Source organism: Aurantibacter crassamenti (genome assembly GCF_016811105.1).
Taxonomy (GTDB): domain Bacteria; phylum Bacteroidota; class Bacteroidia; order Flavobacteriales; family Flavobacteriaceae; genus Aurantibacter_A; species Aurantibacter_A crassamenti.
In genome coordinates, this window is sequence record NZ_JAFBGM010000002.1 from 897213 (window position 1) to 923065 (window position 25853).

The 25853-nt window shown below is 33.3% G+C and carries 23 protein-coding genes; all 23 read right to left on the reverse strand.

The genetic code is table 11. The annotated features are described in order from the left end of the window. Positions 1-82: 82 nt before the first annotated feature. A complete protein-coding gene (locus JQC67_RS16500; protein WP_203254020.1) occupies positions 83-778 on the reverse strand; it encodes an SCO family protein in 696 nt (231 codons plus the stop codon). After that, positions 753-1361 carry a toxin-antitoxin system YwqK family antitoxin gene (locus JQC67_RS16505; protein WP_203254021.1) on the reverse strand — a complete coding sequence of 203 codons (609 nt, stop codon included), beginning with the start codon at positions 1359-1361 and terminating at the stop codon, positions 753-755. Before JQC67_RS16505 ends, JQC67_RS16500 begins: the two co-directional genes overlap by 26 nt. Next, complete coding sequence (locus JQC67_RS16510) at positions 1362-2135, reverse strand: YHYH protein (protein ID WP_238934875.1); 774 nt, start codon at positions 2133-2135, stop codon at positions 1362-1364. A gap of 224 nt (positions 2136-2359) precedes the next feature. Next, complete coding sequence (locus JQC67_RS16515) at positions 2360-3112, reverse strand: hypothetical protein (RefSeq protein WP_203254022.1); 753 nt, start codon at positions 3110-3112, stop codon at positions 2360-2362. Positions 3113-3214: 102 nt separating this feature from the next. Continuing rightward, positions 3215-4702, reverse strand: coding sequence for a CotH kinase family protein (locus tag JQC67_RS16520; protein ID WP_203254023.1), 1488 nt, complete (start codon positions 4700-4702; stop codon positions 3215-3217). A 40-nt stretch (positions 4703-4742) separates the two neighbouring features. After that, a complete protein-coding gene (locus JQC67_RS16525; protein ID WP_203254024.1) occupies positions 4743-5021 on the reverse strand; it encodes an EF-hand domain-containing protein in 279 nt (92 codons plus the stop codon). A gap of 176 nt (positions 5022-5197) precedes the next feature. Next, positions 5198-5704 carry a hypothetical protein gene (locus tag JQC67_RS16530; RefSeq protein ID WP_203254025.1) on the reverse strand — a complete coding sequence of 169 codons (507 nt, stop codon included), beginning with the start codon at positions 5702-5704 and terminating at the stop codon, positions 5198-5200. Positions 5705-5713: 9 nt separating this feature from the next. Continuing rightward, complete coding sequence (locus JQC67_RS16535) at positions 5714-6022, reverse strand: hypothetical protein (RefSeq protein ID WP_203254026.1); 309 nt, start codon at positions 6020-6022, stop codon at positions 5714-5716. Positions 6023-6089: 67 nt separating this feature from the next. Further along, positions 6090-6671, reverse strand: a complete 582-nt coding sequence (locus JQC67_RS16540) for an RNA polymerase sigma factor (protein ID WP_203254027.1) — start codon at positions 6669-6671, stop codon at positions 6090-6092. 288 nt (positions 6672-6959) lie between these two features. Then, positions 6960-7997, reverse strand: coding sequence for a glycoside hydrolase family 43 protein (locus JQC67_RS16545; RefSeq protein ID WP_203254028.1), 1038 nt, complete (start codon positions 7995-7997; stop codon positions 6960-6962). Positions 7998-8007: 10 nt separating this feature from the next. Then, a complete protein-coding gene (locus JQC67_RS16550; RefSeq protein WP_203254029.1) occupies positions 8008-9468 on the reverse strand; it encodes an MFS transporter in 1461 nt (486 codons plus the stop codon). A 35-nt stretch (positions 9469-9503) separates the two neighbouring features. Beyond that, positions 9504-10631 (reverse strand): endo-1,4-beta-xylanase, encoded by a 1128-nt coding sequence (locus tag JQC67_RS16555; RefSeq protein ID WP_238934878.1) that lies wholly within the window; start codon positions 10629-10631, stop codon positions 9504-9506. Between the two features lie 230 nt (positions 10632-10861). After that, a complete protein-coding gene (locus tag JQC67_RS16560) occupies positions 10862-15046 on the reverse strand; it encodes a hybrid sensor histidine kinase/response regulator transcription factor (protein ID WP_203254030.1) in 4185 nt (1394 codons plus the stop codon). A 186-nt stretch (positions 15047-15232) separates the two neighbouring features. After that, on the reverse strand, positions 15233-15592 hold the full coding sequence (locus JQC67_RS16565; protein ID WP_203254031.1) for a hypothetical protein: 360 nt from the start codon (positions 15590-15592) through the stop codon (positions 15233-15235). A 14-nt stretch (positions 15593-15606) separates the two neighbouring features. Next, entirely contained in the window at positions 15607-15846 is a 240-nt protein-coding gene (locus JQC67_RS16570) for a PQQ-dependent sugar dehydrogenase (protein ID WP_203254032.1), read from the reverse strand. After that, a complete protein-coding gene (locus tag JQC67_RS16575; RefSeq protein WP_203254033.1) occupies positions 15839-16204 on the reverse strand; it encodes a hypothetical protein in 366 nt (121 codons plus the stop codon). Before JQC67_RS16575 ends, JQC67_RS16570 begins: the two co-directional genes overlap by 8 nt. 166 nt (positions 16205-16370) lie before the next feature. Beyond that, complete coding sequence (locus JQC67_RS16580) at positions 16371-16745, reverse strand: c-type cytochrome (protein WP_203254034.1); 375 nt, start codon at positions 16743-16745, stop codon at positions 16371-16373. 12 nt (positions 16746-16757) lie between these two features. Continuing rightward, complete coding sequence (locus tag JQC67_RS16585; RefSeq protein ID WP_203254035.1) at positions 16758-18272, reverse strand: DUF1593 domain-containing protein; 1515 nt, start codon at positions 18270-18272, stop codon at positions 16758-16760. 10 nt (positions 18273-18282) lie between these two features. Then, on the reverse strand, positions 18283-21387 hold the full coding sequence (locus JQC67_RS16590; RefSeq protein WP_203254036.1) for a PVC-type heme-binding CxxCH protein: 3105 nt from the start codon (positions 21385-21387) through the stop codon (positions 18283-18285). An 8-nt stretch (positions 21388-21395) separates the two neighbouring features. Then, positions 21396-22421: a Gfo/Idh/MocA family protein gene (locus JQC67_RS16595; protein ID WP_203254037.1), complete on the reverse strand. Its 1026-nt coding sequence runs from the start codon at positions 22419-22421 to the stop codon at positions 21396-21398. A 42-nt stretch (positions 22422-22463) separates the two neighbouring features. Next, positions 22464-23702, reverse strand: coding sequence for an Nramp family divalent metal transporter (locus JQC67_RS16600; RefSeq protein ID WP_203254038.1), 1239 nt, complete (start codon positions 23700-23702; stop codon positions 22464-22466). Between the two features lie 38 nt (positions 23703-23740). Continuing rightward, positions 23741-24796: a dihydrodipicolinate synthase family protein gene (locus tag JQC67_RS16605; protein ID WP_203254039.1), complete on the reverse strand. Its 1056-nt coding sequence runs from the start codon at positions 24794-24796 to the stop codon at positions 23741-23743. Positions 24797-24815: 19 nt separating this feature from the next. Beyond that, complete coding sequence (locus JQC67_RS16610) at positions 24816-25853, reverse strand: NAD-dependent epimerase/dehydratase family protein (RefSeq protein WP_203254040.1); 1038 nt, start codon at positions 25851-25853, stop codon at positions 24816-24818.

Here is a 25853-nt window from a genome sequence, read left to right on the forward strand (position 1 = left end):
ATTTTGTGTCGTGACAATACTTGATGTGTTGTTCAAAAATGCTTTTTTTAATATTAGAATTAACATTAAAAAAAATGTAAATTCAGCCTTCTTTTTTAAGTGCTTTTACATCGGTAATTAATTGCGCAATAGACGCTCTATTTAAACCATTATAAATACCTCGAATATGCTTATTCTTATCAATTAAGAGAAAATTTTCGGTATGCAAAAAGTCATTAATATCTTTCGGCACTCCCAAATCGTTCTCAACAAAATATTGGTTTCTAGCTAGGTTATAGATTTCTGTTTTATCGCCTGTAACTAAATGCCATTTGCTGTCGATAATATTATTTTTTTCAGCATATGCTTTAAGTACGGCAACAGAGTCTATTGAAGGTGTTACAGAATGTGAAAGCAAAAAAATATCAGAATCATCTTTAAATTCTTCTTGCACTTTTTGCATGCTACCTGTCATCTTTAAACAAATACCTGGGCAGGTTGTAAAAAAGAAATCAGTAATATAGATTTTATCAGCAAAAGTTTTTTGGGTAATGGTGTCACCCAGTTGATCTACAAGTTTAAAATCTTTTATTTTATGAAATTGTTTTTCTTCCTCACTATTCGGTGTTATCCATTTGGGCGTAAAACTTTCATCTGAATAATAGGGTAAATATGCTACCCTACTAGTTTCTTCAACCTGTTTTGTTTTATTTACCACAGCTTCTTTACAACTCACAAAAAGTGTAATGAAACAAATTGATAATAGTTTTATTTTATTTACTTCTAACAACAATTTCATCTTTTAATTGATAACATGAATTAGCTCTTTTCATTCCGAAAATACGTCCATTTTTTGCTTCATAATTTACGTACAGCTTACCGTTTTCAAGCCATGCTTTTTGAAGTCCATCTTCTTTACCATTTACAAGTTGTCGTTCTTTAGCAAGAAGGCCCGATGGGTACCACTTTTTTTCTACTCCATTCATTTTTCCATTCTCATAAGTAGCATTTGAACCTAAAACGCCATTCTCCCACCAGCTTCTATATTTTCCTACCAACCGATTTTGTTTGTAATTAGATTCTACTCGGAGCACTCCGTTTTCAGACCATCTCTTTGCTATGCCCTCTCGCTTTCCATTGTAAAAACCAAGACGTTCTTCAACAGCACCGTTCGAATAGAATTTTAAAGAATATCCATTAAAAGGTTGCCCTTTATAATACCAAATACCTTGAATTTGATTAAGCTCAAGTTCCTTTTTATCTACTTCAAAAGTATCTATAGTAATGGTTTCACTAACTTCTTTTTTGGCAATAGCTTTCTTGCAGTTTGTTAAAGTAATAACCGCAAGAAAAATTAAAAATATTTGAGAAACAAATTTCATTTAGTAGCCTTGATATGGACCCGCGAAAGCAATGTAAGATCCGGTTGTAGAATATAGTTCATTAATAATGTGGTAGTGATATTCAGCATCTTCACCTGTAAATTGAGTTGTAGTTGTATGCCCGCCGGAAGCATCTAAGTCTGTTGGATAGTCACCTGTTGAATTACATTTTCTTCCATAAAGAAATACACCATCTAATAAAACACCGACTAAATTTTCGTCATCGTTTGTAAATGCCTTTGGCTCTAAATGATAGTGATACACTCCAGGGCCAATATGTGCTCCAGTCCAATCTAAACTTGCCGCTGCTTGATCCAGTGCACCACCACCCTCTTGGTCATTAAAAATAGATGCCCCACTTACTGCTATACCTATTGTATTAAAATCTGTAGAAACTGTGCTTCCTGTTAAATTTGGAGTGGCATCAACAGTTATAGTTGTTGCATTATTATTACTAGACATAATACTAGGGGTTGTTGCAACATTATCTTCTTCAAGATACAAATCATTACCCTCGCCCCAGTACACCGTTTCATGGTTTGGCAAACCAGTTGTTTCAATAACAACATTTGAACCATCTAAATAAATGGTTGTAGCATCGGTATTAAATTCTGCATAAGCTGCATGAAGTTCCGTTACAATTTCATCATCATCTGAACCTTCATCAATTATAACGGAATCATCAGTACTATCTGTACTACAAGACACAATACTCGCCATTGCAAAAATTGCAATTGTAGGTATTATTGCTAAACTTTTATACTTCTTAATCATTTTGAGAATTTTATTATTTACTATTTAGATGCAGTCTTTTTCAAAAACTTGCGTTATAACGTGATTATTATTAAAAAAAACTTACAATTAAGCACTAAGCATTGAAAATCAACAATTAATACTTTACTTTAAATGGTAAAACAAAGAAGTAAACCAGAAATTTTCACACTTCAATATTTATTCAAACTCAGAAATAAAGTTAATTTTCGAAATCTTATTACCATCTATGACCCTTTTAATTCTTGATTTAATTTAATCGCAATAGATTTAGTTTTATGTTTTAAATTCTCAGTAATAGCCAATTGTGTTTTTGTTTGCAATAATCTATCGATAACACTATTCTGATATTCTTTACTGTCTAATAAATCTGAATAATTTGATTCTTTGCTAGATCTTTTTATTCGTTTATAGTTGAAACTATCTTCTGGTAGTAAATCGATTAGTGAAACATGTTTTTCTATAACCGGTTTCAATCGATAAGTTATAATATCAGAAATTCTATTTTCCTGTTCATCAAATTTATCCAACTCATTTGGGTAAATAGCTATTAATTCTTTTAGAGAATCACTTTCGATAAACTCAAATTTGTTGGTTATGTTGATAGAGTTTATTGATTCATTTCGTATAATAACCTTTGTGTAATTTAAATTTACAATTAAGTCTTTTGCTTCAACGGTCAACTCATTTGGTTGCTCACCTAAATAGTTGAGGGTATTTTTAAGCTTTTCGATACTATCTGAATATCTAATGATGGCGCTATCTAATACGAGTAAGTTAGTATCTAACTCTTGACTTAAACTCTTGTATATTTTTAATTCTACAATTCTATTTTTTCTAATTTCATTTAAACTATTAATCTTCCATGCAATTAGTATACCTATTACAATTAATAAAATTTCCCCAAGTGCATATATGAGGTAACTTTTAATTTTTCCTGAAAGCAACAACTTTCTTCTTAACTTTCTAAAAACTTTCATTTTTATTGTTCCGAATTAAACGTTTGATTTTTTTAAATAATAAAAGCTTCGCAATCTCTTACGAAGCTTTTAATCACACCACTCAACTCAACTCTAATTTTTCTAATTATTCAAATAACTATTTACAGCTGATGCTCTTTGTGAAACATGAGAATTCAATTCACTTATAGCCGCTTGAAAGTCTGAACTACTATTTAAAAATGTATAACCCGGTTCTTCTACAGTTGCGTAAGGTTCAACCAAACTTGAGTACGAACTATATAATGACTGTATGGTACTCACATTAAAAGGTCCATCTACAACATCTTGTACATAGTCATCATAAATCGCTTTGTACTCAGGATCTTCATATAGATATGATATTAATGGCCATTGGGCTGCGGTAACATCAGAGAAATCAAGTTCGGGGGAACCACCTTGATTTCCTTCTTGCAATGCTTCGTTATTATCCCACGGAATCCATGTTAATTTGCTATTATCAGAATTATTATACAAGAAATAATTATGAGTCATTCTACCATACGTATCCCAGTTTTGTATTACTGTATTTACAGCCAAATAATTTAAAAATACATCGGTATCGAAAACAGATTCTAAATTCGTACGCCATGCAGCTGCATCGGTAGTTCTTAATCCATCATTTAGAATATCGAACAAAGCTTCAACATCTGTAAAATCAGCTTCATCTTCATTATTTTTCTTTACAAATTCATCTTCATCATAAGTGCCTGTTGCAAAACTTGCTGCATCACCATCTGGTTTGTACAGGTTACCATCGTCATCTCCAAATTGGTCCTCTAAAACAGTATCGTCAACTTCTTCTACCATAGTATAAACTCCAAAATATTGGGGACCTTCACCAAAATCAACATAAACGGTATAAAAGGCAGTATGTGAAACAGCTAACCCTGCATTTTTAAATACATCTGCAGCTACTTTCTCGCGTAACATAGATTTATCATTGAAGTTGTTTTTAAGACTTAGCTTTTTAAATCCGTAAAAACGTTGGTTTTTTATCTGTGGATAATCATCTTCAAATTCATCAAAATCTAATTTGAATGATAATTTAAGTATACCCGCTTGCCAACTACTTTGTAGACTTGAATTTCCTTTAAATCGCACCCCTACGCGATACCATTCTTTATCATCATAATGAACTTCAGCTGGCACAAAAATGGGGTCTTCATCTGAAAATGAAGCACCGCCACCACCTCCTGGTCCACCACCAGGTCCGCCGCCTTGACCAGTGGCACCAAATGTGCCATACAAGCTTGTCATATCGTCTAACATACTTTGCCAACGATCTTCAGTAATAACAATATCGATTCTCTTTACAGTATTATCTTCGAAAACCTCATCAAAATCAGGATCAACATCATTGCTATGTGTTTCCGTTGTCCAATCGGTAGCTTCAAAATCTGCATCGTCAATTGTTACCTCATCGTCAGTAGCTTCATCTTCAGAATCATCCATAGCAACTTCGTCTTCAGTAACTGCTTCAATGGTATCATCATTACTACATGAAGAAATTATGAAGAATGTTGTGCTAAAGAAGATTGCTGTAAAAAGGAAATTTATATTCTTAATCATTATTGTAATGTGTTTTAATTAATTGAAAATTTCACGATTATTATCTCTTAGATGGTCTTTTTGGTTTTGGAGCTTTTTCAAACTCTTCTTCAGAAATAAAGCCATCTTCATTCGCATCGATTGTGTCAAAATTTTCAGACAAAGGTCCCTTTACTTCGTCTTTTGCTAATTTTCCATCTTCGTTAGCATCCATTTCTTTTACTAATTTTTCGAAAGTAGGCGGCTCTCTTCGTTCACCTTTTTGTGCAAAAGCACTTGTTGAGCCTAAAATGGCCATTCCGAAAACGATTACTGCTGTTTTAATTGTGTTTAATTTCATATCTATAATTTTATGTATTTGATAATTTAGATGTGATAGTATTTTTAAACTTGCGGCTACTTGTGTTAAAAAAATGCAAAAAAAAAGACCCTCAAAAATGAGGGTCGTATAGAATTAAATACATTTTAATCTTTACTACAGAAAATATCAGGAGACATGTATACTCCATAATACTTTTAGTGTCCGGGAGGAGGTGGCCTGTTCTCCGGCCCTCTACCACCAGGTGGAGGTCCTTCGCGATTTTCTGATCCTGGATGATGTAAAGCATCCTTTAATATCAATGCTAAGCGTGCCGCTTGTTCTTCATTACATAATTCATTTACAGACCTAAAGAAATTAAACGTTGCTAACTCTCTCTTTTTTTCTTTGTTTGCGATAACTGTTATGATTGAATCGATTGTAAAGTCATTAACAGTATTGTCAGGTATCAAACTAAACATAGCATCTTTTGATAATTTAACATCATCTAAAATAGTTCTGATTTCTTTTCTATGTGCAATATTTAACTGCTCAAATTGTTGCATTTGATTTTCATCAAATTGTAATTCGGTAGCAATAAAATTTGAAGGCCCTTGATTTTTTGGACCACGCTCGCCTATACTGCCAAAATGCTTGAACAGGAAAAACCCATTCATAAGTATTAAGAATCCTAACAAAATATATAAGAGTAAATTCTTCTTCATAATTTCAAATTAGTATAAATAAGTATCAGAATCACTTTTAGTGATACCGTAAACATCAGCAAAATCAGAAACATTTTCACTATAACTATCATCTGTATTTGACAATAATACGGCAGTGTTTAAGAGCACAAAGCAAATAAGTGCAGCAGCTTGGTATTTGGGTGTAAACCAATCTAAATAATGAATACCCTCATTAGATTTCTCCGTCTGCTGTGCCATACGATTAAGCACTTTATCTTTAAAAAAAGGTGGTGCTTTAACCTTATCAATCTTTGAAACACTTTCTAATGTTTCATCAACCAATTCATCTATATTCATTTTACCCTTCATTTTAAATAGTTTATATCTACATTATTTAAGATGCCATTAACAAAAAAAACTTGCGTTAAGTTTCATCTTTTTTATAATAATCATGTAAAAGTTCCTGTAAATTCTTTTTAGCTCTAAACAATAACGACTCTATTGAAGAAATTGATTTTTCTGTAATTTCTGCAACTTCTTGATAGCTCAAGTCATCAATTTTGTTTAAAGTATATACTATTCGCTGTGCTTCTGGCAACTTATTTATAGCAGCAAAAAGTATCTCACTCTGCTCTTTATTCTCTAATTGAACACCCGGATGATTAAACTCAGTAAAATAGGAGCTTTTATCTATTGGCACATCATTTCCTAATAATGATTGCATAAAACCGAATCGTTTTTTCGTGTTCTTCTTTCTAATAAATTCTAAACACTTATTGGTACTAATGCGGTAAATCCAAGTTGATAATTTTGAATCGCCTTTAAATTTACCTATTGAATTAAAGACTTCAACAAAAACATCTTGAGCAATATCTTCAGCATCTTCTGAATTGGGCACAAAAGAAATACAAGTACTAAATACCTTTTGCTGATATTCATCAAGCAGCTGACTATAAGCCTGATTGGTACCTTTCTGTAAAGCTAAAATAAAGTCTTGTTCTTCCAAATGGGGAGATTTGGTCTGCAAATTACATAAAAACTAAGAGTGTAGACTCTAATTTAAATACAAGTATAATCGCTTTATTCTTGTTAATGCTGCAAGATTTATAGTATTAGCTTCAGAATTTTCATTGAACAAGTATTTGAATGAGTAAATTTAAATGATATTTTAAATATCAATAAGTTAGTTTGAGTTAGTTAGAAAACAGCGTGTTGGGTGATACGCTGTTTTTTTTATTTCTAAATTAAAATCTCTAGTAAGATTTACTACCTTTCTTTACAACAATAACAAGTACTACGCTGTGTAAGGGTCGAGAGTTACAATTGTGCCATCAGAGTTATATTTAATTTCTGCAACTTTTACAGAACGTAAATGAGTAACACCTTTTGACAGACTAGAATCATGATAAAATAGATACCACTTACCCTGAACTTCACAGATTGAGTGATGAGAGGTCCAACCAACAACAGGGTTTAGAATTTTACCAGCATATGTAAATGGACCATAAGGACTCTCACCTATCGCATAACAAATAAAATGTGTATCTCCTGTAGAATAAGAAAAATAGTATTTGCCCTTATATTTATGAACCCACGAAGCTTCAAAAAACCGTCTGTCGGTATCGCCTGCTAAAAGTAATTGACCATTTTCATCTAGTATCAGAACCTCTTTTGGCTTTTCAGAGAATTCTAAAAGATCATCAGTCATTTTTGCTACTATAGGTAATAAAGCAGGCTCATGGTTTTCAGGCACATGCGCTGTTGGACTATTAGGCTGTTCAGCATTAAAGCTACCTGTACGCCAACGTTGCAGTTGCCCCCCCCATAGACCACCAAAATACATGTAATAGCTGCCATCATCATCTTTATAAACTGCAGGGTCAATTGAAAAGCTATTTTTAATAGCTTCAGGTTGAGGCGTAAAAGGCCCTATAGGTGAATTACTTGTAGCAACCCCTATTCGAAATACACCATCATATGCTTTCGCAGGAAAAAACAGATAATATGTGCCGTCTTTTTCGTTTGCATCTGGTGCCCACATTTGCTTTTCAGCCCATGGCACATTATCAACATGTAAAGCTACTCCGTTATCTACCGTTTCACTATCTATACTATCCATAGAAAGCACATGATAGTCTTCCATGGCAAAATGACTTCCTAAATCATCAAATGCTTCGCCAGCATCAATATCATGTGAGGGATAAATGTATATTTTCCCATTAAAAACATGAGCTGATGGGTCAGCGGTATAAATATGTTTTACTAATGGTTGAGAAATTGCTTTTTTATTTAACTCATCAAAATCTATGTGTTCTATAGAATCTTCCGGCATCTTTTATTTTTTAGTTGATACTTCTACGTTTTAATAAATCGGCTTCAATTTCAACTTCCATTTTCTTATTAATCTCATAGAAAAACAACAGGCCAATGCCAATTAAAAATGGAATTGCCGGATAAATACTAACCAACATTTTTGTTCCTTGAATAGCGCTTTCAGGTTGTATTATAGCTTGACCCACAACGGCAGCCTCTTTGGTAATATAATTATGTATTCCTAATATCCATGTGACTAGAGCTCCACCAATCGTAAGCCCTAGCTTTAACCCTACCAACATGGCTGAAAAAATAATGGCGGTTGCTCTTCTGTTATTTTTCCATTCAGAATAATCAGCTACATCTGCAATCATCGCCCATAGTAAGGGTATTGTAAGTCCGTAGAAAAAACCATGTAGTATTTGCGAAACAAACATTAACTCAACTGATAAAGCTGAAAAGAAATAGAAAATTGCAATAAATATTGTGGATGCAAAAAGCGCAGCTCCAAATACATCTCGTTTTCCATATTTGTCAGCCAGGTTTTTAGAAAATAAAATACCTATAATCATAAAAATAATACCGCCAGCATTAAATAGACCAAAGCCGGCCGATACAGGATTCTCGCCAAAGAAGTTAACGCCAATACCCGATAAAGCATCTAAAATAGGTTGTATAAATTGAGTTAATCGCTCTTTATCTACATAATTTTCAAAATAATAAACATAAGAACCACCTTTCATGGCGAGTGTAATGAATACCAAAGTTGTTAGAACTAGCATAAGAACCCATGGTCTATTTTTAAATAAATCACCTAAGTCTTCTTTAAGACTTGACTTTTGTTCTATTGTTGGAACAATACGCTCTTTGGTAGTGAAAAAAGTTATGACAAGCATTACAGTACCAATTATGGCTAACCAAGTCATTACAATTTCAATACCAACAGCCTTATCACCGTCACCCGCTGATTGAATAATTGGTAGCATAAAAACTTGTACAAAAAACTGAGCGAACATTACAGCCACAAAGCGGTAAGATGACAAGCTATTTCGTTCAGCCATATCACCTGTTATTACACCACTAAGTGCTGAATATGGTAAATTATTGGCCGCATATAAAAGTAAAAGCAAGGTATAGGTTATCACCGCATAAATCACTTTGCCTTTATATTCGAAATCGGGCGTACTGAAAGCCAATAATGCTGTAATACCTAAAGGGATGGCCGTCCAAATAATCCAAGGTCTAAATTTTCCATATTTAGATTTTGTTCGATCAGCCAATGCACCAATAATAGGGTTAAAACCGAAAGCCGCTATTAGACCTACAGTTAACATAATTGCTGAAGCATGATTGGCTTCAAGACCGTAAATATCGGTATAGAAATACGCGAGATAGGTCATTAAGGTTTGAAAGACTAAGTTGGCAGAGAGGTCACCCAAACTGTAACCAATCTTCTCTTTTATCGATAATTTTTGTGAATTTGCACTCATATTGGTTTTATAACTTGAAGGTTAAAAAGGGTTAGTTATTTCTTTAGTGCAACAATTCGATCATAAGCCATTTTAGCATTTTGATTTCTATCGAAAAGTAGTGGGTAATTAGTTCTGCCGTCTATAGGCCAATTATTGAGCCATGAATTACCATCATTTAAACCCCAAAATGTTACACGGTCAATTTTATCTTCATGTTTCAAGAATAATTTGAAAATTTCTTCATAACGCTCAGCCAACTGCACTTGAACAGAATCAGGAAGGCCTTCTGGGTATGGGTTCATTTTTTCGCTTCCTTCAAAATTTTGGCTTACTTCTGCCCCTTCTAAATCCCACGGATTTGGTAGGACTGTTATATCTAATTCAGTAATCATTACTTTAATTCCTAATTCTGAATATGCTATAATACTCTCCTCAATTTCTTCAATTGAAGGTCCGTTTAAGCTCCAATGGCCTTGCATACCAATACCATCAATTTTAGCACCAGCAGCCTGTAACTGCTTTACTAATCTTATTGCACCTTCACGTTTTTCAGGTTTTGTTAGGTTGTAATCATTGTAAGCTAATGCTGCATCAGGGTCTGCTTTCGCTGCTAGTTTATATGCACGTTCTAAGTAACCTTCACCTAATATTTCTAAAAAAATAGATTCTCGAAGTGTTCCATCTTCATTTAATGCTTCATTTACAACATCCCAGTCATCTATCTTTCCTTTATAACGACTCACAATAGTGTTAATATGGTTTTCTAAATGAGCAATCATTTCAGTACTATCTTTAATCTGATTCACCCACTCTCCTAGTTGGCTATGCCAAACCAAAGTATGCCCAACAACTTGCATATTATGTTTGTTGCCTAGCGCAACATATTTATCAGGTTGTTCAAAATTAAAAACATCAGGTTGTGGATGAATATACATCCATTTTAAATTATTTTCTGGTGATAAACTACTGAACTCATTAGCTATTAATTTAGCAGATGTAGTGTCAGATTCATTAATCTGATGCTGATTAATTGCAACCCCTATTTGAAAATTGTCTTTAAAAGCATCTTTTAAGGTTGTTGTTTCTTTGGTAGTTTCTTGTTTAGCTTTATTTTCATTACAGCTTAAAAAACAACAAACACTAAAAGTTATCAAACTTAGTTTGGCAATTTTATTCATCATATCTAGTTAGTTTTAAAAAATAAATGGCCATTGCATAGCCATCTTTATTATACATAAAAATCGTTCAATTCAATACAGTTTCTTTACCCTTAAAAGGGAATTAAAAGTACTTTAAAGTAACTGAGAAGAATGAAAGAATTGAAGCAATATCTATTACAGTTGTTGCATAAATCATTCAATTATTTAGTAAAACTAAAAGTGGCAAGCAAATCCTGTTAATTGGAAAAACACTAATTTGATTTAACCTCGGTTGGGAGAATTCCAAAATGTGATTTGAAACATTTCGTAAAATAGGAAGGTGAAGAAAAACCAACCTTATAACCGATTTCACTAATTGATTCATCACTACTTTCAATCATTTGTTTCGCCTTTTCTAGCCGAATCTTTCGTATGAATTCGTTTGCCGTCATACCCGTCATCGCTTTAATTTTACGATAGAGTTGGCTTCTACTTAAATGCATATCATCGGCTAACAATTCTACATTTAAATCAGCGTCACCAATATTTTTATTGATATAATCAAGCACTTTTTTGACAAATGATTTATCTAGGGCATTAATCTTTTCTGGTAGAGAAAAATTATTAACGTCCTTAAAAAACCGGGACAACATCAGCTGCCGCGTTGCTATAAGTCGTTTCAAATATGACCGTAAAACTTTCATTTCAAAAGGCTTAACGAGGTAAGCATCTGCACCAGAGTCAATACCACGTACACGATCATCACTCATAGCTTTCGCAGTGAGCATCAAAACAGGAATATGACTTGTTTTAATATCTTGTTTAATAAGGGTACAAAACTCAAAGCCATCCATTTCGGGCATGATTACATCAGAAATGATAAGATCAGGTATTCCGCTATTAGCTAATTGTATACCCTTTTTTCCATTTTCAGCCTCAATAATTCTATAGTCATTTTCAAGTTCACCTTTTAAATAAGTTCTTAACCCTACATTATCTTCAACAATTAGCAGTGTCTTTTTAACGTCATTTGTTACTTCATTTTCAACAATTTCGGTTATTACAACCTCAGTTTCATTTAATGTGATTTTATTCTCAACCGTCTTATCTTCAATTAATTCCGTTTTACTAGTTAAAATCAACTCTGATTCTTTAAGATGTTCATTTCCAAAAGGTAAAAACACCCTGAACTTAGTACCTTCATCTACCTTACTTTCCACCTCAATTTTACCCTTATGTAGACTAACGAAACTTTGAACAACTTCTAGACCTATACCTGTTCCTGATCCCCCATAGTATTGCTGGTTTCTATCTGCTGATCTGTAAAATCGTTCAAAAATATGTTCTAAATCTGCTTTGTTAATACCTGAACCAGAATCTTCTATCACAATTTCAAGCGTAGGCACTTTATTTTTTTCGTCTATCATCGGAAGTAGTACCGAATCTTTGCAATTATATACTCCAATAGTAATCACACCATTTTCAGGAGTGGCTTTAAAGGCATTTGATAATATATTGAATATGATTTTTTCTAACATTCCCGGGTCACCCCATATATGCAAGGGTGTACCATCTGTTTCAACAGAGAATAATATGTTTTTTTCAGCTGCTTCCTCTTCAAAATAAGCTGAAATTTCTTGTACGAAAGAAATGACATTTATTTCGGAGGCATTTAATGTCATTTTATTTAGGTGCAGTTTTCTAAAATCCATCAACTCATCAATTAATCGAGTAAGTCGATTCGCATTCTTTAGAATAATACGATGCTTTTCTTTAACGCTGTCGTTTAATTGAATACGATTATTTTCAATTATATCACGCAATGGATTTAATATTAACGTTAGCGGTGTTCTGAACTCATGTGAAATATTTGTAAAAAATTGTATTTTTCTTTCATTTAGAATTTCTTCTTGAACACGCTGATCTCTCTCAAATTTTATTAATCTTTTCTCATGAGCTCGTTGACTTAAATACCGAGCGATAATATAAGTTAACAATAGAATTAAAAGTACGTACGTGAAAATAGCACCATTGGTACTCCACCAAGGAGCAAGCACTGTAATCTTCATCGAAATTGGCGATTCATTCCATACCCCATCATTGTTAGCGGCTTTGACTTTAAAAATATAATCACCTGGAGAAAGATTGGTATACGTTGCGCTTCTTGTATTACCGACGTAGTTCCATGAATTTTCGAAACCTTCAAGATAATAAGCGTATTGATTATTCTGAGGTCTTGTATAATTAATACCTGCAAATTCTAATGTAAATACAGATTCAAAATGTTTAAATGTAACATGTTCAGTCTCAGAAATAACTTTTTCTAAAGGAGAGTCTTTTGTATCTAAAGCAACAGATTTATTGAAAATTTTTAAATCTGTAAAATAAAGTGAGGGTTCGCTTTTATTAAATAGTATTTCATTAGGATTAAAATAATTAATGCCCTCATAATTGCCAAAATATAAAACACCATCTTTTGCCTTAAAAACTGAATTGTAATTAAAATTATTAGCTAGTAATCCGTCAGATGTATTAAAATGAGAAAAACCACCGGTGACTATATCAAGTTTTGAAATACCATGATCACCCCCTAACCATATGTCACCGTTGTTGTCTTCTATTATTGAAGCAACGGTTTCTTGAACCAAACCGTTTGATTTATTAAACCAAGTATATGAATTCTCAATTGGGTCATGCTTACAAAGTCCGCCACCATCTGTTCCCAACCAAATATTGTGTTTTTCATCTTCAAACAATGAAATAATATTAATCGAACTTATATTATCACCTAATGGTTTGAACATATCATCATTAAGCGATTTTAAATGATAAGTACCATTTTTAGTGTTCATTTCAAACAGGCCTTTTGTTGTTCCAAGCCAAACAACATCTTTGTTGACTGCATGTATATCACGTATATTTCCTGTATCTAAACCAACTTCTGTGAAAGGCGAGCTCTTATGATGCGTAACCTCTATGGTGTTAGGATCAACGGAATATAAGCCATTGAAATAAGTGCCAATCCAAATTGTTCCATTAAAATCTTCAGCAAAACTTGTGATCCTATTTAAAGGGAATTTAGAATTTGCTTTTAACTGTTTAATTGATAAAAAAGATTTTCCGTTCTTGGGTAAAAAGAAAATTCCTGAATTCCATGTGCCCACCCAAAGATTTTCTTTACTATCTGTAAAAACATCGACTACATCAATAATATTACTTAGTCCTGAAATCACATTATTATTAGAATCTACTAGATGCGTGACTTTTTTTGTTTTAATATTATAAATATCTACACCACCACCGTCAATGCCCAGCCATAATTCGTCCTCATTATTTTGCGCAATTCCCATTACAGAAGAATATTTTAGGGAATTTTTCATGTTTGACAAACTTGCTATATCTTTAAATTTGTCATAATACTTATCATAAATTGCAACGCCCTTATTATAAGAGCCCATCCAAATTCGTTCTTTGTCATCTATAAAAAGTGACCATACTGAATTTGATTTAATACCGAGTTTATCTTGATTGTCTTGTCTATAATTATGAATAAGATCTCCGTCAGAATTAAGCACAAAAAGTCCATCGTTTTCAGTTCCGCACAAAATGTTTCCGTCGGGTGCTTGAATCAAAGACAACACCCTTTTATCTGACAGCTCAAACTTGTGTAATGTACTGTAACCATTATTCTGTTCGACTATTTTAATCATGCCATTATAAAACGTGCCAGCCCAAATATTATCATCTTTATCTTTTATTAATGATTGAACACCTTCTGAGATATTACGAGGACCTTCAACAGTAATAAAATTTGCTAATTTAATTGGTAAGTTGTCATTTTCATACGTAAAAAGGCCCCCACTTGTACCAATTAATAAATGACCTTCTTTGTCTTTGATTATCGTATTGATTAACAAATCAGAATACTTAAAAGGTGTTTCGAAGGCAATTCGTTTGCTCTGTAAGTTTTGAGTATCTAATTTGAAAAGTCCATAATTGTGAGTACCTATTAACAACTGGCCATTATCATTTTCAGTAATAGCATATACTGGTAATAAAACGTCTTTTACCAAAGTTTCTTCAACAAGATTTATTTCTATAAACCGATTATGTTCTTCGTCAAATAAATTCAATCCTGTTTCAGTACCTACCCATAATCTGTTTGAACTATCTAGGTACATTGAATAAATTAATGAACTATTTATAGAGGTTGAATCATTTCCTATTTGTTTATAAACCTCGTTCTCTATTCCGTTGTATTTATATAAACCACCACCATTAGTACCCATCCAAATCAAACCTTTTTTGTCTTGAACAATACTAGTAACAGCACGCTGTGTAGCTGCATTTTCGATATTTACAAAAGTATATTTCTCATCGTTGCTTTGCGATGCTACATAGTTTGTATAGAAGAAAATGAGAAGAATGGATATCTTAAAAAGCGCTCTAAATTTCATTTATATTTCAAATTACTTTGAGCTAATATAAACCCTTTATTTAAACCATAAAGTACAACTTTAGAAGATATAGCCTAAATGCTATTTTTGAAAAAACAAAAAAATACTGCACTAGTTAACAAAACGAGTCTTAAATTTTAATGAAATACTTATTAAATAAGTACTGGCGTTAAAGAGATTGTGACACTATGCTTTTAACCCTTTAAATTGACCATCAGCTTTAGTAAAAACATATAATATACCTTTCGAATCCAAACTGAATTTCAAATCAACACGATTACTTTTAGTTAATATATATAAATCTGTAATTTTATTAATAACCATAACATCCAATTCTTGAATACTAGAATTTAAAGGGTTATTAATATCAGCAATAATTATTCGACCTGCAGGAATATCACCAAAAATATACTTATCCTTCAACTCTTTATTGTTTGCTATATACCCACCGAAAATTGCTGATCCTTCATCGTAATCATACTCGATTATAGGATAGGTGATTCCAAAATCAGTATCATTCTCAGGTAATGGATAAACTACATCCAAATTCGCCGCCGGTTCTAGAACAAAACTACCTTCACAAATCGGCCAGCCATAAAACCGCCAGTTTCTACCAAGTTTATCTCTGCAATATTCGTTTGCCCCAAATCAGAAGATAAAAGTCTCCCATAATAATCCCATGCCAGTCTGTTTGGATTTCTAAAACCATACGCCCATATTTCGCCCATTTTATTTGGGGAATTAATAAAAGGATTATCAACAGGAATACCATATTTAGTGTTTTCACTATTATTACCCAATGGATCTACGCGTATTATAGTACTCCAAAAAAATTCCAGGTTGGTCAACAACTTGTGGGTAGCCTAACTGAACTGCAGCACCATCGCCAATACACATATAAAGCTTACCAAAATCAATATCGCCCATTTCCACTCTTGGATTAAAAGCGATTTCTTGAACTCCATGACCTTCAGTTACAAAATCAATCCGCATTATTTCTCTACTACTACCTACAAAAACTAATGCATTTTTATCAGAAACGTGCCATTCTGTTAAAACATATTGCACTTTGGCTTTTATATCTTCTGGCAATTGAAAATCAGCGATTTTCTCTGCTGGCAATTCGGTATGTGTTGCATAAAATAGTCCATTATTCATATAATCAGGATGAAAGGCGGAACTTCAGAAACCAGAACCTATGCCTACTTTTTGATAAAAATATAGGATACTTTTCTTCGAGATTCATATATAATGTAATCCTACCATTTGTAATTTCATACATGTATCCCCTAAGGTCATTCATAAAAAATCTGCCAGAGCTATTTTAATAGCCCATTTTATTGATACGGGTTAGGGGGAAGTCTGTACTAGTTGCTGGTACTTGTGTTATAAACTCTAAATTCATTGACATTCCTGAAGCAGTAATTTTTTCGGGAATTGGGTTTTTAAGACCGTTTGCAGAGTCGGTAATAAAACTTTTTAACCATTTAGTTGTTACCGTTCTTGATACCCCACTTAAATTAGGGCCAATAACTTTACTTTTAAAAGAATGACAACTACTACAATGACTATTAAATATCTTAAAACCATTAGTTATGTTATCTACATTTGTAATTATGTCGTTGCCGTAATTAGTAGGTTTTTTGATTGGCAATCCATAATAATTATCAATAATAATGATACTGATAATTATTTTCATTCTTAAATTCAGTTATTCTCCTGTAAGTATCACTCTTTGATATCTTGTTAAATTTGGAAATTGAGAATCAGTTACCTCCAAGATTACATGCACAGTTTCTCCTTTTTTCAAATCTTCACCAAAAGTGATTTTGGTCTTTGATTTATTAGGTTTTGATATTTTAACTAAACCTGAATAAGTGCCAGGTTCTAGATATTGCCACCACTTATAAGTAATTTTATCGCCATCTGGATCAGAAGCCAAACTTTTTAATTTTATAGTTTTTCCTGAAGGAACAATTAATTGATTCCCCTGCTCTATTTTTACTTCTGGTGGGTGATTTGCATCTGCATAATTTTTAATACACCAATCAGCTCTTGCTGCAAAATCTAATTGTAATGCTTTCATCCAACGACTTTGCGGATAAGCCAAATCTAATTTTTTAGTATATGGATTATAGTCAAAAACCTTATTATTGTCTTCCCAACGATTCGGATGTATTTTAGACTGTTCTAATCTTCCTCCCCACCCACCATTACTAGGGTTTTTCAAATTATCTAACCCTACCTCTATTAAGTGTAAAAATGCAGGAGAATCACCTTCTGAGATAAAATCATATTTTTCAAAATCACCCCAAAAAGTATTTTTCATTTTAGTAGTATCACCATGGGTATGAGTTTCATCTCCTTCAAGTTTTTGTCCATCACCATATGCATAATACATTTTAGTCAACGGCCCATGATTATTAATAATATGTTCATCCATAAAATCACCTTCTAAGAAAGGATGAAAATCTTTAGGCACCTCTTTTTTCCAATTATAGGCAACCGACCAAAATTGATTGAGATTATTAAGTATTTTAATGTTAGGCCATTTTTTACTAATATACTTTTCTAAAGTAATGTCTTGATCCAAAATATTATAAATAATAGTTTTCTCACTAACACTTTTATGGATTTTTTGCCAGGAAGGCGAATCTGAAAATTCTTCTTCAATTGAAAACAAAGCCCTTGCAATTGTATTATTCCCACCCCAAGCTTGCAAATAAATTGGCTCATTATTATTATTTAAAAGTATAGATTTAATAAAATCAGAACCTTCAGTATCTTTTGACATTTCACCTTCAAAATCGATATTACCAACTTTCACAATACTCTTCAAATACTCAGCAGTAGGATAGCCTTCCGCATTCTCAGATAACTTCGGATAGACTTTATCATAAGCATCTAAAAGAGGAAACATCCATTCGGTACCAACCCACCTTAAATTTGTTCGTTCACCGTACATTTCTTTAGTCATTTCCATTTCTGAAATAAACGTTGTACCCTTACCATCACCTTTCCAATGCCACATAGAACTACTAATAACCAAGCCTTCAATTTGCAATTCATTAGCATATAAAAGCATGCGAATAAAAGAATCTACATCATCAATTTCACCATCTGTTGTTATTATGGTTCTTGGTTTACTAAAATTATCTTGTGCCCGTGATAAATTAGTAGACATCAAAAAAATCATAAAAAGTATAGTAAAGGCATTTCTTTTCATAAATGGCACTTTAATTCTTTGAAATATATGCGAACAAGTCTCGTAGCTCTTGATCAGTCATATTATCAACTAGGCGCTCTGGCATTATTGATAATTCATTAGGACTCATTTCTTCAATTTGATTGGTTGCAAAAGTCGATAATTCACCACCAAATGATTTTAAAGTTATTGCCTTATTACTTTTTTCAACCAACGTACCTGTGACCGTTCGGCCATCTTTTAATTTAATCTGATAATTTACATAACCTTCTCTAATATCCGCACTAGGATCTACAACATTGAAAACCATATATTTTTTATTGTTTCTATCATAGCCTGTTAAATCTGGGCCTATTTCACCACCTTCATCAAATAGTTTATGACACATTGCACATGTATTAGTATAAAGGGCTTTACCATTAATTTCATTTCCTTGGCCATTATTGAGAATAGTAAGTATTTCCGCCATACGTTTATTTTTATCCTCTGAAGATGCAGGACCTACATTTGGCCATAAACTCTTAATAGTTTTTGCAATTGTTGTATCATTTAAAAGTAACATTTGACGTACTAATTGTTCGGGTACGTCTTCAACAGGCACCTTCTTTTTCACCTCTATTAAGTGCAGAAAGTTTTTAGCCCACGAAGCGCGACTAGCGAATAAATATAAAGCCTCAGTTTTTAATGATTCATCACTTCTTAAATCTATGGGGTAAATATCAAGTACTTGCGCGCTAATTTCAGGGTCATTAAAATTCGTTAATGCTTTTAAACATGCCGCTCTAATTGAAACACGATAGCTTCTATCGCGCATGGTATTTAAAAATACAGAAACTGATTTTTCAATTTTTGAATCACCAATAAGTTTTATGTATGCTAATCTATTCTCAACATCTTCATTTTTATTAGCTATTATTTTTAATGCATTGTCAATAGCTATTTGCTTCTTTTGACTTATATCGAAACTCAAGGGAGCATTGCCAAACATACCAACATAGGGCTGAATTGCGTTTATTAAATGTTCGGGCAACGAAGACATATCTTTACCCAACATGCCCTCTTGTAGACCCGTCCATAAAGGTTTAGCTTGTTTTTTTGAGGGTAAATTTTTAAATAAAAAAGTAGCAGCTTCTAAATCTTCATTAGTACCCTCTAAAATTAATCTTCGCATTAAGCGCTCTAGAATATAATTTTGAACAATTGGCTTAGACCATAGGCGTGAATCACTAAAAAGCTCAATAATATCTTTTTGATTGTTTTCAAATTTAGACTCAAGTGCCCACCATAATAACATAGGAATATCTGGATCCAAGTTATCTTTTTGATTACCTAACAATTCTTTAATAATAGGAAGGGATATCATAACAGGAAGTCTTTTAGCAGAAGTGGCCAATTGACTTCTTACCTCAACATTTGGCTCATTTTTAGCCATTTGCAGCATTTGTTTTCCGATTACATCTGAAGTATTTTTAGAATCGCCAATCAATCTAACCGCCCACATTCTCACAAAAGGATCTTTATGAGCAAGACAAGTACTTGCTACTTGTTCATCAAAATAACCACTCACATTTATGGCCCATAGTGCCTCAAGAGCAGTCTGTGGATTAGTAGAATCTAATAAAGATTTAAGTTTAGAAACTACCGAAGCATTTTTACGATCACCAAATTGCCGTTGTGCTTGTTGCCTAAACCACTTATTTTTATTTGATAAGAGTTCAATAAGCTGCTCATTAGAATAGGTACTTATATCAAAACTTTGAAGGCCTTTTTTGTTTTCTCCTTGAATACGGTATACTCGGCCAGTTGACTTATCCCAAGTATCTCTTGGATCAACATGGGACAATCTGCTGTCATACCAATCAGCCATATAAACGCCACCATCAGGCCCAGTTTTAATATCTACTGGTCTAAACCATTGATCTTCTGTTTCTAAAACTCTTTCTATATCATGGGTCATAAAGGTTGACCCATCATGCTCAATACTACTTAATTGTACATAATTTTGAAGTGAGTTAAGTGAAAATACTTTGTCATTATACTTTTCTGGTAGCGAGCCACCTTCATATTTTATCCAAGCATGGGTAAACCGAATTTCTTCTCCGGTCATTTTCATGTCACTCAAAGTACCAAAAGCATAGGGATTTGTTAAATCTCCGTGTTTACCCCAATTTTTTCCATAATAGGCACCTTGTTTAAAATACATACCACGAGTTACACCATTATGACCAGAGAAAATTCGTCCTTTTTCATCCATTTCGACATGCCACGTATTTCCCCCACCTTCCGCAAAAACCTCAAACACTTCTGTTTCAGGGTGATAACGCCAAATGGCCTGTCCTTGAAAAAACACATTCTTAGAATTTTTAGAATTAATATTGTTTGTTACAGTACTACCCGTTGCACCATATAGCCATCCATCAGGACCCCAACGTAGACTATTCGCAACAGCATGTGTATCTTCTAGTCCGAAACCATCTAAATGAACTTTCGGATTTCCGTCAGGTAAACCATCACCTTCTGCATCTGGATACGCTAACAAATAAGGTGGATTTAAAACCCAAATTTTCCCTCTACCAAAGGTTACACTAGTTGCTATATTCAAATCTGAAATAGCATTTGTCTCTTTATCATAAAAACCATCTCCATCTGTATCTTCGAAAAAGGAAATTTTATCAGCACCTGCTACACCAGTTGGTGGTGGTAATGGCACGGTATCATATTTAACTCTTAAATAGTTATCCATTCCCATAACTTTTAAACCTTTTGGATATGGATATTGCGTGTATTGCACTACCCAGAGTCTACCTCTATGATCAAAGTTTAATTCTACAGGTTGATTAATTTGTGGTTCCGACAAAACTAAGTCTAGCTTTAGATCTGATAAAAGTTTAAAATTATTCAATGCTGTTAGCGGCGGTGTAGGATCTGAATCATCAGAGAGTGCACCTACACCTTCAAAATTTTTCATATACTCAACCAATGACTCGTCGACGGCTACTCCTTCATTTACTTCGATTTTTTTGATGTCATTTTTACAAGCCGTTATTAATAAAAATGTACCTATTATAAGAAGTCCTAGTATGAAATTTGGTTTGTTCAATGTAATATCTTTTAAGCTAGTTTTAATCTTAATCATATGAAGTTCTACACGTGAAAATACTGGTCTAATAAAATTGTTGCACCATTATTTCGCTTGCTCTCATCAGCAGCTTCCATAAAAGCATATATTTCTAAAGTTTCTTGTGGTAATACTGGCGCTTCATGCGTTTTAAAAAAACTTACAATTTCTTTAACAATAGTAGTATATCCATTATGCGGACCCATGGTTAAATTTCCTTTTTCACCGAAAGCAATGCCTCCAAAACCAATTTCCCAATGTGGCCGTCCTCGATATACTCCCACTCGACCATCTTGCCAAGTACCATAAACAATATCGCTGTCTTCTGTATAATCTCTTCGGATACTTTTACAACCAGTGCCCATTACCGTAAACAATAATTCTACACCATGCACACCGTACCAAAATAAATCGGTATGACTGGGTTCAATATAACACGGACTATATGTTGTTGCTCCCATTACTTTGCCAATACTATTTTTGTTTCTAATGGCATCTGCATTTTTTAAAAATCGTAAAGACGAAGAAGAAAACATGGGTACCTTATATTTTTCAGCAGCTTTATATATTTTGCTTACATCAGCAAAAGTTGCTGCTACAGGTTTATCAACAAACATAGGTTTACCTTTCTTAAGCACTTCTAATGTTTGTTCAAGACGAACACCGCCATCATTGCTTTCAAGTAGAATAACATCAACTTGGTTCAAGAGTTCTGATAGAGAATCAACTATTTTCACGCCCATTTCCTCCATCTCTTTGGTATATTTTGGAATACGACTAAAACTAGATTCAATTGTTGAGCTACCTAAAGGATACGCAGCTACAACAGGAAAACCTGCAATTTCTTCAGGTGCATTTGGATCATTTAATAATTTTGTATACTCAATACTGTGCGAAGTATCGAGTCCAATCATTCCTACTTTTATTATTTTTTTAGATGAAGAAATATTTGCATAAATACTACTGGGAATTATACTCAAACCTGCACTTGCTATAGTTACATTTTGGATAAAATTGCGTCTATTGTAATTTATAATCCTTGTCTTCTCCATAACTTATACCCTATTATTGATGAATTTGTTCTCAAAATCTATTTATATGTTTGCAAAATAGCTTATCAGTTTCCCGTACATGATATAGACTAAAACGCACAATAAAAACAAGCCAATAACCGCCATGATATTTTGTGTGATTGTGTTTTTAAATTTACCCATAACATCTTTTCTGTTCACAATCAACAAAAGACCAATTCCAATTAATGGTACAGCAATCATAGATGAAGATTGTGCTAAAATCAAAGAATATACGGGGCTACTTAATCCGCTTGCAACAAAAGTTGCTATAACCATACCTGCAATTAGAATGACGATAGTAAAAACCTTTGGCATTTTTTTATCCATAGTTTGCCCCATACCTAAACCATCTGCTAGTAAACCCCCACCAATTACAGCATTTACTAATAGTGAAGAAAAAGAAGCCGCTAAAAAACCAATAGCAAAAATATATTTTGCGTAATTGCCCAATAGTAATTCTAATTGCAAAGCCATGTCAGCAGCTGAATTAATTTGAATACCCATAGGTTTTAAACTTGCCGCGGCGGTCATTATAATTAGCACAGACATCAAAGCCAGTAAAAACACTCCAGAATTAGATGCTCGAATCGCTTTTTTCATATCAACAACTTTCCAATCTTTTTTCTGAATTAAATAAGATTGATATAAGGCACTGCTCAAAACAAAAGTTGTTCCTACTATTGCTGCAAGTTCACTGATGTATTCCATTGAAAATCCGCTCGGAATAAAGCCTGAAACTGTTTGTGACAAATCAGGTTTTACAAAAACCAAATTCACCATAAACGCTATGATAATAAGCATTACAATGTACATCATCAACTTCTCTAAAGTTGCATACAGGTTTTGCGCATAGAAAATTAAAACAATTGCCAAAATTGTAAAAATGATTGGCCAAATTCTCACATCAATTCCAGTTATAGATTCCATACCCATACCTACACCTAAATTGTTTCCGAATTGAAAACTCAATGAAGCAAGAAATGAACTTATACCGATAGCATAGGAGAACCATCTGCCATATTTATCTGCAATAACACTTAAAATTGATTGTTTGTTCAAGACCGCAAATCTTGTACTCATACCTGTATATACAGCCATTGAAATACCCGCCAGTAAAATAGCCCACAAAAAATTATAGCCTTGAGTAGCACCTATTTTTGATGCAGCAGTAATACTTCCGGGGCCCAATGCCACCGCCGCAATAATAAATCCTGGGCCAATAGCTCCAAGACCTGATTTAATCTTATTTAATAAGTGCATTAGTTTTAGTTTAGTTTTTTACTCGTTGTTTTAATGCACTAACGCATCCATCGATCAATATTCTCAGCTACAAATTCATCATCATTAAGTTCAGGATAAATAGCATAAACACGATCAATTTCTTCTTTTTGACCCGGACTCAATACCTCGTGTGAACTTATTGTATAATTAGCTTCGAGAAATCCTTGTCTAATTAAAACCTCATGAATACCAGCAATTGAACCTTTAAATTTATTTCTAGAATCAAAAAACGCTGCATTTGCATCAGTAATTTTTATTCCCAAAGAAATTAAGTCCGAGATTTCTTCTGGCTTGGCACTTTTAATTCGATTAAATAATTCAACCGCCTTATTATTCCAAACTGCCCAATGCCCTAAAAGCCCACCTACAAACCTCTTTTTTACAATACTATCATTAACTGGAAATTTATATTCAGAAAGTAAATCATTTACTATTGTATCATCATTACCAGTATATAAAGCAACTTGGTCTGCCCTACCCGACGCTGCGACACCTCTAATCACATCAATTGTATCATATCGATCAAAAGCAGCAACTTTAATTGCTACCACGTTTTCTATCTGCGCAAATTGACGCCAGAAATCTGTATCGTAAGATCTTCCGCCAATTGTTGGTTGCAGGTAAAAACCAATCACAGGTATAATGTCAGCTATATTTTTACAGTGATTTATTAATACTTGGTTTGAATCTTCTTTAAAAGCGGATAGATTAAGTAATACAGCATGATAGCCTAAATCTGCAGCCAATGAAGCCTCAGCAACTGCCTGCTCAGTTCTACCCATGGCACCAGCAATTCTAATAATTGGTTTTTGTGAACTATTAAAATGTGCATCTAATTCTTCTTTTCCTAATTCAAGAATGGGCTGATAAAGTCCAGCTTCACGAATCTCGAATTGACTGGTATGAACACCAATGGCTAAACCACCTGAACCCGCATCAAGATAGTATCGCATTAATGCTCTTAGACGTCGTTCATCCAACTTTAAATCCTTAGTTAATGCTGTAGGATTTGCTGGAATAACAGTACCTGTATTTAATATTTGTTTTAATTCGTTTGAAAGTATAACACCCATATTTATTTACTATTTGAATCTAATATTTACCATCTCTAACTTCAAAATGAGTTGGCTTACCTAAAAGTCTATTATCATTTTCTATCCAACTTGCAGTCCATTTCAAAACCTGGTCTACCGATACCTTCCTAGTGCCTAATATCTTTTGACTTTCTGTTACATTAATTAATAAAGCGGTATCTGCTTGTTTACCTTGAAGTTTCACGGGCTTATCAAGTAACTCACCTAATCGATTCGCAACTTCTTCAACGGATATAATTTCCGGCCCGCTTATATTTAAATGTTTCGCAGGACTTTCACAAAATTGAATACTTCTAAGAATCATATCATTAGCATCACCTTGCCAAATAACATTAGCATAGCCCATTGTTAAATCAATAGTTTCTTCATTGTATATTTTTCTAGCAATATCTACAAGCACACCATAACGAGGTTCAACCGCATAATTTAAGCGAATAATTACTACCGGAGTGTTATTTTTAATACTGCCAAATTCAAAAAGTCGTTCCCTACCTAAACATGATTGTGCATATTCTCCAACTGGTCCAGCAGCATCAATTTCTTTACATCCACCAGATGTTATGGTTGCCAAAGGATAAACGCATCCTGTTGAAAAAGCAACTATTTTAGAGTTCTTAAACCGTTCAACGATCAGGCCCGGTAAATATGAATTCATTGCCCATGTAAACGATTCATTACCATCGGTACCAAATTTCATCCCAGCAAGAAAAACCACATTTTTAATTTCAGGAAGACTTTTTACAAAATCAATATCCAATAAATCACCTTTAATAGTTTCTATTCCACTTTCTTCTAAAAGATCACGTTGTGTAGCGTCACTAAAGCGTGCAACACCAACTAATCTTTTATTTACTTGTGCTATGTCGCAAGCTTTTTTTGCCATGCGAGCCATTGAAACACCTATTTTACCAGCAACACCCAGAAAGATAAAATCACCTTCAATGGTTCTCATCATTTCAACCAATTCATCACTAGGTTGCGAAAGCATTTCTTCTAAATGCTGTTCATTTTCAATAATTTCAGGATATTCTATCAT